This is a genomic window from Streptomyces sp. NPDC058045, from assembly GCF_042885635.1.
Classification (GTDB): domain Bacteria; phylum Actinomycetota; class Actinomycetes; order Streptomycetales; family Streptomycetaceae; genus Streptomyces.
Genome location: NZ_JBHVRR010000006.1, coordinates 164,136 through 176,103, shown reverse-complemented (window position 1 = coordinate 176,103; position 11,968 = coordinate 164,136). Strand labels below are relative to the sequence as shown.

The window sequence follows — 11,968 nt, the reverse complement described above, 5'->3', positions numbered from 1 at the left end:
GCCGGCCGCCGCACCCGCCCGGCCCGCCGCGGCCGCACCGGCCGCACCGGCACCGGCCCCCGCCAAGCCCGCCGCGCAGCCCGCGCCGGCGAAGGCCACGGCTCCGGCTCCGGCGAAGGCGGCGCCCGCGGAGGCCGAAAGCGCCCCGGCCGGGCCGGAGTTCGTGACGCTGCGCGGTCCGTCCGCGGCCGTGGTGAAGAACATGAACGCCTCCCTGGAGCTGCCCACGGCCACCTCCGTGCGCGCCGTCCCGGTGAAGCTGCTCTTCGACAACCGCATCGTCATCAACAACCACCTCAAGCGCGCCCGCGGCGGGAAGATCTCCTTCACGCACCTCATCGGGTACGCGATGGTGCAGGCCATCAAGGCCATGCCGGCGATGAACCACTCCTTCGCGGAGAAGGACGGCAAGCCGACCCTGGTCAAGCCCGACCACATCAACCTGGGCCTGGCCATCGACCTGGTGAAGCCCAACGGCGACCGGCAGTTGGTCGTCGCGGCCATCAAGAGGGCCGAGACGCTCAACTTCTTCGAGTTCTGGCAGGCCTACGAGGACATCGTCCGCCGTGCCCGGGACAACAAGCTGACGATGGACGACTTCACCGGCGTCACCGTCTCCCTGACCAACCCGGGCGGCATCGGCACCGTGCACTCGGTGCCGCGGCTGATGCCCGGCCAGTCGGTCATCATGGGCGTCGGCGCCATGGAGTACCCGGCCGAGTTCCAGGGCACCTCCCAGGACACCCTGAACCGCCTGGGCATCTCCAAGGTCATGACCCTGACCTCGACCTACGACCACCGCGTCATCCAGGGCGCGGCGTCCGGCGAGTTCCTGCGCATCGTCGCCAACCTCCTCCTCGGCGAGAACGAGTTCTACGACGAGATCTTCAAGGCGCTGCGCATCCCCTACGAGCCGGTCCGCTGGCTCAAGGACATCGACGCCTCGCACGACGACGATGTCACCAAGGCCGCCCGGGTCTTCGAGCTGATCCACTCCTACCGGGTCCGCGGCCATGTCATGGCCGACACCGACCCGCTGGAGTACCGCCAGCGCAAGCACCCCGACCTGGACATCAACGAGCACGGGCTCACCCTGTGGGACCTGGAGCGGGAGTTCGCCGTCGGCGGCTTCGCCGGCAAGTCGATGATGAAGCTCCGCAGCATCCTCGGTGTGCTGCGCGACTCGTACGTCCGCACCGTGGGCATCGAGTTCATGCACATCCAGGACCCGCGTGAGCGCAAGTGGATCCAGGACCGGGTGGAGCGGCCGCACGCCAAGCCGGAGCGCGAGGAGCAGTTGCGCATCCTGCGCCGGCTGAACGCGGCGGAGGCCTTCGAGACCTTCCTGCAGACCAAGTACGTGGGCCAGAAGCGGTTCTCGCTGGAGGGCGGCGAGTCCGTCATCCCGCTGCTGGACGCGGTCCTCGACTCGGCGGCCGAGTCCCGCCTCGACGAGGTCGTCATCGGCATGGCCCACCGCGGCCGGCTGAACGTCCTGGCCAACATCGTCGGCAAGTCCTACGCGCAGATCTTCCGCGAGTTCGAGGGCAATCTCGACCCGAAGTCCATGCACGGCTCCGGCGACGTCAAGTACCACCTGGGCGCCCAGGGCACCTTCACCGGTCTGGACGGCGAGCAGATCCGGGTGTCGCTGGCGGCGAACCCGTCCCACCTGGAGACGGTCGACCCGGTCATCGAGGGCATCACCCGCGCCAAGCAGGACATCATCAACAAGGGCGGCACCGACTTCACCGTGCTCCCGGTCGCCCTGCACGGGGACGCGGCCTTCGCCGGCCAGGGCGTCGTCGCCGAGACGCTCAACATGTCGCAGCTGCGCGGCTACCGCACCGGCGGCACCGTGCACATCGTCATCAACAACCAGGTCGGCTTCACCGCCGCACCGGAGTCCTCGCGCTCCTCGATGTACGCCACCGACGTGGCCCGCATGATCGAGGCGCCGATCTTCCATGTGAACGGTGACGACCCGGAGGCCGTGGTGCGCGTCGCGCGGCTCGCCTTCGAGTTCCGCCAGGCGTTCAACAAGGACGTCGTCATCGACCTGATCTGCTACCGCCGCCGCGGCCACAACGAGTCGGACAACCCGGCGTTCACCCAGCCCCTGATGTACGACCTGATCGACAAGAAGCGCTCGGTGCGCAAGCTGTACACCGAGTCGCTGATCGGTCGCGGCGACATCACGCTGGAGGAGGCCGAGCAGGCACTCCAGGACTTCCAGGGCCAGTTGGAGAAGGTCTTCACCGAGGTCCGGGAGGCCGTCTCGCAGGCCGCCGAGGCCCAGGTGCCGGACCCGCAGGCGGAGTTCCCGGTGGCGCTGAGGACGGGGATCTCGCAGGAGGTCGTCAAGCGGATCGCCGAGTCCCAGGTGAACATCCCGCCGCAGGTCACGGTGCACCCGAGGCTGCTGCCCCAGCTCCAGCGCCGCGCCGCGATGATCGAGGACGGCACCATCGACTGGGGCATGGGCGAGACCCTCGCCATCGGCTCGCTGCTGCTGGAGGGCACCCCGGTCCGGCTGTCCGGCCAGGACTCCCGCCGCGGCACCTTCGGTCAGCGGCACGCCGTCCTCATCGACCGCGAGACCGGCGAGGACTTCACCCCGCTGCTGTACCTCTCGGACGACCAGGCCCGCCTCAACGTCTACGACTCGCTGCTCTCCGAGTACGCGGTGATGGGCTTCGAGTACGGCTACTCGCTGGCCCGGCCGGACGCGCTGGTCATGTGGGAGGCGCAGTTCGGCGACTTCGCCAACGGCGCGCAGTCCGTCATCGACGAGTACATCTCGGCCGCCGAGCAGAAGTGGGGCCAGACCTCCGGCGTCACCCTGCTCCTGCCGCACGGCTACGAGGGCCAGGGCCCGGACCACTCCTCGGCCCGGATCGAGCGGTTCCTCCAGCTCTGCGCGCAGAACAACATGACGGTCGCCATGCCGACGCTGCCGTCGAACTACTTCCACCTCCTGCGGTGGCAGGTGCACAACCCGCACCACAAGCCGCTGGTGGTCTTCACCCCGAAGTCGATGCTGCGGCTCAAGGCGGCGGCCTCGTCGGTGGAGGAGTTCACCTCGGGCGGCTTCCGCCCGGTCATCGGGGACGACTCGGTGGACGCGGCCGCGGTCCGCAAGGTCGTCTTCTGCTCCGGCAAGCTCTACTACGACCTGGACGCCGAGCGGCAGAAGCGCGGGGTCACGGACACCGCGATCATCCGGCTGGAGCGGCTCTACCCGCTGCCCGGCGCCGAGTTGCAGGCCGAGATCGCCAAGTACCCGGGCGCCGAGAAGTACCTGTGGGCGCAGGACGAGCCGGCGAACCAGGGTCCCTGGCCGTTCATCGCGCTCAACCTGATCGACCACCTGGACCTGGCCGTCGGCGCCGATGTGCCGCACGGGGAGCGCCTGCGCCGTATCTCGCGGCCGCACTCCTCGTCTCCGGCGGTCGGCTCGGCCAAGCGCCACCAGGCGGAGCAGCAGCAGTTGGTGCGCGAGGTCTTCGAGGCCTGACGCCCACCGCCCACCGCCGGCCCGGTCCCTGCGAACCACTCGCGGGGGCCGGGCCCTTCCGGTTGCCGCATATCCTGGGCGCATGTACTTCACCGACCGCGGCATCGAGGAACTGGCGAAGCGGCGCGGCGAGGAGGAGGTCACCTTCGAGTGGCTCGCCGAGCAGTTGCGCACCTTCGTGGATCTCAACCCGGACTTCGAGGTCCCCGTCGAGCGGCTCGCCACCTGGCTGGCCCGGCTCGACGACGAGGACGACGAGGAGCTGTAGGCCGGGCCGGGCCGCTCCTTCGCGTCCCGCGGGGCGGGGCTGTCGCGACACATCGCACTTGACTTTCCCCATCCGCGATATATCGTGTCGAGTACGGAGACGCGATATGGCGCGTCCATGGTCCGAGGGAGGTCGCCCCATGCCCGCCAGCACCCGGCTCGTCACCGGCCCCGAGAAGCTCGCCTTCGAGGAGCCGGTGGAGTCCCTGGACGTCCGCCTCTTCAACGGCACGGTGAATGTCGTCGGCACCGAGGACGGCACCGCCCGCCTCCAGGTCTCCGAGCTGAAGGGCCCGCCGCTGCACGTCATCCAGGAGGACGGCGCACTGGTGGTGACCTATGAGGACCTGCGCCGCAAGGACCTCCTCAAGTCCGTTCATCCGCGCGGCTGGAAGCGCCGCGCGGTGGTCTCGCTCGCGGTCCCGGCGGGCACCCGGGTCCAGGTCGGAGTGGTCGCCGCGAGCGCCGTGGTCTCCGGTGTCGAGGGTGCGGTCGAGGTCAAGGGCGTCTCGGGGGACACCACCCTGCTCGGCCTCACCGGCACCGTCCGGGCGGACACGGTCTCCGGCAGCGTGGAGGCCCAGGCCGTCATGGGAGATCTGCGGTTCAACTCGGTCTCCGGGGACCTGACCGTGGTCGACGGCGCGGGCGGCTCGGTACGGGCGGATTCGGTCAGCGGCGCCATGATCGTGGACGTCTCCGCTGCCGACGCCGGCGCCGGCGGCCGTGCCACCGACATCCGGCTCACCAATATCTCCGGCGAGATCGCCATCCGGCTGCCCCACCCCGCGGACGCCGAGGTCGAGGCCAACACCGCCAGCGGCAGCGTCTCCAACGCCTTCGAGGATCTACGGGTCAGCGGGGAGTGGGGAGCGAAGCGGATCACCGGGCGGCTCGGCGCGGGCAGCGGCCGCCTCAAGGCCACCACGGTCTCCGGCTCCATCGCCCTGCTCCGACGCCCCCCGGCCGAGGACGATCCCGAAGCCGCTCCGTCCGACGACCCGGCCGCCGAGAGGAAGGTGCTCTGAGATGCCACCCGTCTTCGCCCACGGCCGCCTCCGCCTCTATCTGCTGAAGCTGCTGGAGGAGGCGCCCCGCCACGGCTACGAGGTCATCCGGCTGCTGGAGGAGCGCTTCCAGGGCCTCTACGCGCCGTCCGCGGGCACGGTCTATCCGCGGCTGGCCAAGCTGGAGGCCGAGGGTCTGGTCACACACACCACGGAGGGCGGCCGCAAGGTCTACTCGATCACCGAGGCCGGCCGTGCCGAACTGGCCGACCGCAGTGGCGAGTTGGCCGATCTGGAAGTGGAGATCCGCGAGTCCGTCGCCGAGCTGGCCGCCGAGATCCGGGACGGCGTACGGGGCGCCGCGGGCGACCTCCGGCGCGATGTGCGGGCGGCCACCCGTCAGGCCCGCAGCGACCCGGCGGGCAAGCGGGGCGCGGCGGGCCCCGAGGTGACCGACTATCTGGACGGTGCCGCCTGGGGCGACAAGGAGGCCTGGCGCCAGGCGAAGGAGGAGTTCCGCAAGGCCAAGCAGGAGTGGAAGGAGCAGGCGCGGCGCGCCAAGGACGAGAGTCGCCGGGCCCGGGACGAGGCGCAGCGCGCCCGCCAGCAGGCCAAGGAGGCGCAGGAGCGGGCGCAGCGGGACGCCCAGCGGGAGATGAAGCGCCTCGCCGGCCAGGTCCAGCGGCAGGTGCAGGAGCACTTCGCCCGTGGCGACTGGCCGACGGGCGTCCGCGAGGGCCTGAGCGAACTGGCCAAGGAGTTCAACGAGTTCGGCAAGGGCTTCGGCGGCCTCGGCGGCTCCGGCCACGAGACGGGCGGCTCCGGCGGCCGGGCGGAGGACCGCCCCCAGGGCGAGCCCCTCGTCTTTGATCCCGGCGAGGAGGATCTGCCGTTCGCCTATACGCCGAAGTGGGCGCACGAGCCGTCCAGCGGCGACCCGGACCGCGATCTGGACCGTATGTTGGACCGCTTCCGCGACGACATCCGCGACGCGGCCCGCGACAACGGCGTCACCGAGGAGCAGCTCAGCGGCGCCCGCCGCCACCTCTCGGCCGCCGCGGCCGGCATCGCCGCGATACTCACCCCGGCGGACCCGTCACCGCCCCCGTCACCCCCGTCGTCCGGGTCCGCCGAGGGATAGGGGGCTGGACCAGAAGCCGGCTCAGGAACCGCCCAGGGAACGGGAGTTGACGGAGGAGCCGTCAGCTCGCCCGCGCCACACCGCCGTCGCCCTCGCCGTCCGCATCCGGGTAGAGGAGCCGGTGCGCCGCCTCATAGGTGACGCCCTGTTCAGCGAGGGCGTCGGCGGGGGCGCCGGGGGCGGACAGCAGAGCGAGCAGCAGATGCTGGTCGCCGATGAACCGGTCCCGGTGCCCCGCCGCGATCCGCAGCGCCCGCTCCAGTACCTGCTTCGCGGCGGGGGTGAGGCGCGGGCTCCGGGTCCGCCGCCCGCGTACGGCGAGCGCCCCTTCGCCGTGCACCTCCTCGACGCGGGAGACGATCTCCCCCAGGTCGATCCCGAGCCCGGCGAGGGCCTCGGCGTCGGCGCGGGTGAGGCCCGCGCGGCGCCGGGTCTCGGCGAGGCCCTGTCGGATCTCCGTACGCCGCTCGCCCGCCCCCAGCTCATCGAGCACGGCGGCGGCCCGCCCGTCGGTCCGCAGCAGTACGGCGAGCAGGACATCGCCGTCGTCGACGACGCGCTCCCCTGCCTGTCCCGCGTGCGCGGCGGCGTCCGTCAGGACACTGCGGGCATCCTCGGTGAAGCGTTCGAACATCACTGCCTCCCGTACTTCTTGTGTACGGCCTGCCGGCTCACGCCCAGCACACCGGCGATCTCCTGCCACGACCAGCCCTGTTGCCGCGCGCTGCGTACCTGTACCGCTTCGAGCTGCTCCAGGAGCCGCCGCAGTGCGACGACGGCCCGCAGCCCGATCCGCGGATCGCGGTCGCCCGCGCGCTCTGCGAGATCCGTTGCCTCGGTCATGACTGTCAATGTACGTTGACATCTCTCTCACGTCAACCCGAGTTGACATGAGAGAGGTGGAGCACCGTCCCAGGAAGTCGGGCGGGGGATCAGACGGTGAGTACGATCTTGCCGAACTGGCCGCCGGACTCCATGAGTTCAAAGCCCTCCCGGGCCCGGTCGAGCGGCAGCGTCTCGTCGATCACCGGCCGCACCCCGGTGGCCGCGCAGAACGAGAGCAGGTCCTCCAGCTCGTCCTTGGTCCCCATGGTGGAGCCGACAATCCTCAGCTCCAGGAAGAAGACGCGGGTCAGCTCCGCGTGCGAGGGGCGGTCGCCGCTGGTGGCACCGGAGATGACCAGAGTGCCGCCGGGACGCAGCGACTTGATGGAGTGCGACCAGGTGGCGGCACCCACGGTCTCGATCACCGCGTCCACCCGCTGCGGCAGCCGGGCACCGGTCTCCACGGCCTCCACCGCGCCGAGTTCCACTGCCCGCTTCCGCTTAGCCTCGTCCCGGCTGGTGGCGAAGACCCGCAGTCCGGCAGCCTTGCCGAGGACGATGGCGGCGGTGGCGACTCCCCCGCCCGCCCCCTGCACCAGTACCGAATCGCCGGGCCGCACACCGGCGTTGGTGAACAGCATCCGGTACGCGGTGAGCCAGGCGGTGGGGAGGCAGGCGGCCTCGGTGAAGCTGAGCGCGGCGGGCTTGGGCAGTACGTTCCAGGTGGGCACCGTCACCTGCTCGGCGAAGGTGCCCTGATAGCGCTCGGTCAGGATGGAACGGGGCTCGGTGGGGCCGACTCCGTGACCGCTCTGGCCGATGACGGAGTGCAGGACGACCTCGTTGCCGTCCTGGTCGACCCCGGCGGCGTCACAGCCGAGAATCATCGGCAACCGCTCCTCGGTGATGCCGACCCCGCGCAGCGACCACAGGTCATGGTGGTTCAGCGAGGCGGCTCTGACATTGACGGTCGTCCAGCCGGGACGTGCCTCGGGGGCCGGGCGCTCCCCCAACTCAAGGCCGTTCAGCGGCTGGTCACGGTCGATTCGGGCGGCGTAGGCAGCGAACATGCCCTGACCCTAGGCCCGGCCCCGGGACCGGGGAACCACCCACCGCCGTGAGTCCCGTCGCAGCGCCACGGCCCCACGGACAACCGGAAGGCCGACCCCCGGGGAGCGGGGACCGGCCTTCCGATCTGACGGTGTGTGCGCTAGAGCCTGTCCGGCGGATCCTCGTGGAGCAGCCCGCGGCTCCCCCAGCCTGGCGGCTGAGAGGTGCCCCCATGGTGCGTGCTCTCGACGTGCGCCCGGGTCGCCCTCGTACTGGACGTACTTGGGTGATTCGGGCGTGCGGCGAGAGCACGTGCCTGGGGGCACCTCCCGGCCGGACTGGGGAGTCGTGGGCCCACGAAGATCCGCCGGACAGGCGCTATGCCGGGTCAGCGGCGGGCGACGCCCTCCGCGCGGGCCGCCGCGGCGACCGCGGCCGTCACGGCGGGGGCCACCCGCTCGTCGAACGGCGAGGGGATCACATACTCCGCGGACAGCTCGTCACCGACCACATCGGCCAGCGCCTCGGCGGCCGCGATCTTCATGCCCTCGGTGATACGGGAGGCCCGCACCTGGAGCGCACCGGCGAAGATCCCGGGGAAGGCCAGCACATTGTTGATCTGGTTCGGGTAGTCGGAGCGGCCGGTGGCGACCACGGCCGCGTACTTGTGGGCGATCTCCGGGTGGACCTCCGGGGTCGGGTTGGCCATGGCGAAGACGAAGGCGCCCTGCGCCATCGAGGCCACCGCCGGCTCGGGCACGGTGCCGCCGGAGACGCCGATGAAGACGTCCGCCCCGGCCAGCGCCGACTCCAGGGAGCCGGTGAGCCCCGCCTTGTTGGTGATCCCGGCCAACTCCCGCTTGACCGGCGTGAGATCGTCCCGGTCGCTGCTGACGATGCCCTTGCGGTCGGTGACCGCCACATCGCCGATACCGGCCTCCAGCAGGAACTTGGCGATGGCGACACCCGCCGCGCCCGCCCCGGAGATCACCGCACGCAGATCCCCGAGGGCCCGGCCGGTGAGCCGGGCGGCGTTGCGCAGCGCGGCGAGCGTGACGATCGCCGTGCCGTGCTGGTCGTCGTGGAAGACCGGGATGTCCAGACGCTCCTGGAGTCGCGCCTCGATCTCGAAGCACCGGGGTGCCGCGATGTCCTCCAGGTTGACCCCTCCGAAGGAGGGCGCGAGCCGGACGACGGTCTCCACGATCTCGTCGGTGTCGGTGGTGCCGAGGGCGAGCGGGACCGCGTCCACCCCGCCGAACTGCTTGAAGAGGATGGCCTTGCCCTCCATCACCGGGAGGGAGGCCTCGGGCCCGATGTCGCCGAGGCCGAGCACCGCGGTACCGTCCGTGACCACGGCCACCACCTGGGACTTCCAGGTGTAGTCGTGGACCAGCTCGGGCTGCTCCGCGATGGCGCTGCACACCTTGGCCACGCCCGGTGTGTAGGCGAGGGACAGGTCGTCCGCGTCCTTGACCGGAACGGTCGCGTGGACGGCCAGCTTGCCGCCGCGATGGAGAGCGAACGCCGCGTCGAACGGCTCCTCGCCGTCCCCGTGGTCGGTACCGGCGTCGCTACGGGGATTGACGATCTCCGCTGCCACTTCTAAGACCCCTTAATTCGTAAAGGTTGAGGGTGACCACTCCTGGTTGAGGGGTGGGCGGGCACCGCGCACGGCCGGGTCCAGAGTGGAACGGGCACGCGCGCGACGGGCGCGCCGCACACGCGCCCTGGGCCCCGGATGAGGGGTGTGGGGAACCTTCATACCGGACGGACCATGCCTGGGACGAGTCCATACCTCATCGCAGACAGGGTTCATAGCCTGACTCCCGGCGGTGTCCGCGGAGCGGATGTGCCGGTCGGCCACCGCCACAGACGCCGCAGTCCTGCGGCGCGGTTCCGCCGGAGATTCTCCGGCTGCCGGGACGGCGTCCCGTAGAAGGTCCGGCCTTCTGTACGGGCTGTACCGGCCTGTCGTGGTTCGGGGGTTACCCGTTATCCGATTTTGACATAGTCAGCCCGCTGTATGGAGTAATCCGAATGGCAAGATGCCGTAACCACTCATGGCCGCGGCATCCGAAGCGGTGCCCCCGGCCGTCGGCAACTTCCGAATCCCAGCCGGAGGAACCAGACCATGACCGCAGGCATCACCCCCCGCCCGACCGCCGCGAAGTCCAGGCTTGCCGCGTTCGGAGCGCTCGCGGTCGCCGGCACCCTGCTGCTGACCGGCTGCGGCGACCAGACCAAGGACGAGTCCGGCAGCAGCGACAACCAGAGCGCCGCGGCGCCGCTCGCCGATCTGCTCCCCAAGGAGATCCGCGACAAGGGCACCATCAAGGTCGGTTCCGACATCGCCTACCCGCCCGTCGAGTTCAAGGACAAGTCCGGCAAGACCTCCGGTATCGACCCGGATCTGGCCGCCGCGATGGGGAAGAAGCTCGGGGTGACCTTCGAGTTCGAGAACGGCACCTTCGACACCCTCATCACCGGCCTCCGCTCCAAGCGCTACGACCTGGCGATGTCGGCGATGACGGACACCAAGGACCGCCAGAACGGCATCGACTCGGACACCGGCAAGAAGGTCGGCGAGGGCGTCGACTTCGTGGACTACTTCAACGCCGGCGTCTCGATCTACACCCCCAAGGGCAAGACCCAGGGCATCGAGTCCTGGGCCGACCTGTGCGGGAAGAAGATCGTGGTACAGCGCGGCACCGTCTCCCACAATCTGGCGAAGGCGCAGGCGAAGAAGTGCCCGGCCGGCAAGAAGCTGTCCATCGAGGCCTTCGACAACGACCAGCAGGCGCAGACCCGGCTCCGCTCCGGCGGCGCCGAGGCCGGCTCCTCCGACTTCCCGGTCGCCGCGTGGGCCGCGAAGACCTCCGGCGGCGGCAAGGACTTCGAGATGGTCGGCAAGCAGGTGGAGGCGGCGCCGTACGGCATCGCCGTGGCCAAGGGCAACACCAAGCTGCGGGACGCGATCAAGGCCGCCCTGGACGCCGTGATCAAGAACGGCGAGTACACCAAGATCCTGCTCAAGTGGGGTGTGTCGGCCGGGGCCGTCAGCAAGTCCACCGTCAACGGCGGCCAGTGATCCCGGAGTTGACGGCATCCAGTCAGGCCGCGGGGGCGGCGTACCCGCCGTCCGCCGGGCCATCGAAAGGCATCAACCTTGTCCGCTGACATCCACAAGACCGGCGGCGGTCCCACAGACCTCCCGCCGCCGGCCGCACCCCCCACCCCCGAGACGATTCGGGCGGTCCCGGTGCGCCACTACGGGCGTTACCTCGTCGCCGTGGTCGCCATCGCCGTCCTCGTCTCCATCGTGTACGCCTTCTCCCAGGGCAAGATCAACTGGGGCGCGGTACCCGACTACTTCTTCGACCACCGCATCCTCAAGGGCGTCGGGCAGACCCTGCTGCTGACCGTGCTGTCCATGGTGATCGGTGTGGTCGGAGGCATCCTGCTGGCCGTGATGCGGCTGTCCAGGAATCCGGTGACCTCGTCCATCGCCTGGTTCTACATCTGGTTCTTCCGCGGCACCCCGGTCCTGGTCCAGCTCTTCGTCTGGTTCAACCTGGGCCTGGTCTTCGAGTACATCGACCTGCTGCCGCTCTACAAGGACTACTGGTCCAGCTTTATGACGCCGTTCCTGACGGCGCTGCTCGGTCTCGGGCTGAACGAGGCCGCGTACATGGCGGAGATCTGCCGTGCCGGTCTGCTCTCGGTCGACGAGGGGCAGACGGAGGCCTCGCACGCGCTGGGCATGAGCCACGGCAGGACGCTGCGCCGGATCATCGTTCCGCAGGCGATGCGCGTGATCGTGCCGCCCACCGGCAACGAGGTCATCAACATGCTGAAGACGACCTCGCTGGTCTCCGCGGTGCAGTACTACGAACTGCTGCGCTATGCCCAGGACATCGGGCAGACGTCCGGCGCCCCGGTGGAGATGCTCTTCCTGGCGGCCGCCTGGTATCTGATCATGACCTCGGTCCTGAGCGTCGGGCAGTACTACATCGAGCGGCACTACGCCCGCGGCTCCAGCCGCAGCCTGCCGCCGACACCGTTCCAGAAGGTCAAGGCGAACCTGGCGTCCCTGGGCCGACCCAAGGGAGGCCTGGCATGACCATTCCGGCCGAGCAGCAGGGCGGCACCCGCGCCGCG

Annotated in this window: 10 protein-coding genes; 6 read left to right on the top strand and 4 right to left on the bottom strand. The window is 70.3% G+C overall.

All coding sequences use genetic code 11. The features are described from left to right. From ACFVST_RS06470 to ACFVST_RS06455, 4 genes are all read left to right on the top strand, one after another. A partial coding sequence (locus tag ACFVST_RS06470; protein ID WP_390147443.1) for a multifunctional oxoglutarate decarboxylase/oxoglutarate dehydrogenase thiamine pyrophosphate-binding subunit/dihydrolipoyllysine-residue succinyltransferase subunit occupies nucleotides 1-3,517 on the top strand: 3,517 nt, incomplete at its 5' end. A gap of 82 nt (nucleotides 3,518-3,599) precedes the next feature. Beyond that, a complete protein-coding gene (locus ACFVST_RS06465) occupies nucleotides 3,600-3,785 on the top strand; it encodes a DUF6104 family protein (RefSeq protein WP_390147442.1) in 186 nt (61 codons plus the stop codon). A gap of 139 nt (nucleotides 3,786-3,924) precedes the next feature. After that, the gene (locus tag ACFVST_RS06460) at nucleotides 3,925-4,812 is read left to right on the top strand and encodes a DUF4097 domain-containing protein (protein WP_390147441.1); all 888 of its coding nucleotides are present in this window, start codon (nucleotides 3,925-3,927) and stop codon (nucleotides 4,810-4,812) included. A gap of 1 nt (nucleotide 4,813) precedes the next feature. After that, a complete protein-coding gene (locus ACFVST_RS06455) occupies nucleotides 4,814-5,932 on the top strand; it encodes a helix-turn-helix transcriptional regulator (RefSeq protein ID WP_390147439.1) in 1,119 nt (372 codons plus the stop codon). Between the two features lie 61 nt (nucleotides 5,933-5,993). Here ACFVST_RS06455 and ACFVST_RS06450 read toward each other — a convergent pair whose 3' ends face one another. The 4 genes from ACFVST_RS06450 to ACFVST_RS06435 all read right to left on the bottom strand — a co-directional run bounded on the left by ACFVST_RS06450 (nucleotide 5,994) and on the right by ACFVST_RS06435 (nucleotide 9,410). After that, nucleotides 5,994-6,566: a Clp protease N-terminal domain-containing protein gene (locus ACFVST_RS06450; RefSeq protein WP_390147438.1), complete on the bottom strand. Its 573-nt coding sequence runs from the start codon at nucleotides 6,564-6,566 to the stop codon at nucleotides 5,994-5,996. Next, nucleotides 6,566-6,775, bottom strand: a complete 210-nt coding sequence (locus tag ACFVST_RS06445; RefSeq protein ID WP_390147436.1) for a helix-turn-helix domain-containing protein — start codon at nucleotides 6,773-6,775, stop codon at nucleotides 6,566-6,568. The genes ACFVST_RS06450 and ACFVST_RS06445 overlap by 1 nt, the downstream gene beginning before the upstream one ends. Nucleotides 6,776-6,864: 89 nt before the next feature. Then, complete coding sequence (locus tag ACFVST_RS06440; protein ID WP_390147434.1) at nucleotides 6,865-7,827, bottom strand: zinc-binding dehydrogenase; 963 nt, start codon at nucleotides 7,825-7,827, stop codon at nucleotides 6,865-6,867. 368 nt (nucleotides 7,828-8,195) lie between these two features. Continuing rightward, nucleotides 8,196-9,410, bottom strand: a complete 1,215-nt coding sequence (locus ACFVST_RS06435; protein WP_390147432.1) for an NADP-dependent malic enzyme — start codon at nucleotides 9,408-9,410, stop codon at nucleotides 8,196-8,198. Nucleotides 9,411-9,941: 531 nt separating this feature from the next. On the opposite strand from ACFVST_RS06435, the gene ACFVST_RS06430 reads away from it, so the two are divergent. Both ACFVST_RS06430 and ACFVST_RS06425 read left to right on the top strand, forming a co-directional pair. After that, a complete protein-coding gene (locus ACFVST_RS06430; RefSeq protein WP_390147431.1) occupies nucleotides 9,942-10,898 on the top strand; it encodes an ABC transporter substrate-binding protein in 957 nt (318 codons plus the stop codon). Between the two features lie 78 nt (nucleotides 10,899-10,976). Then, entirely contained in the window at nucleotides 10,977-11,930 is a 954-nt protein-coding gene (locus tag ACFVST_RS06425) for an amino acid ABC transporter permease (RefSeq protein ID WP_390147429.1), read from the top strand. Nucleotides 11,931-11,968 lie beyond the last annotated feature (38 nt).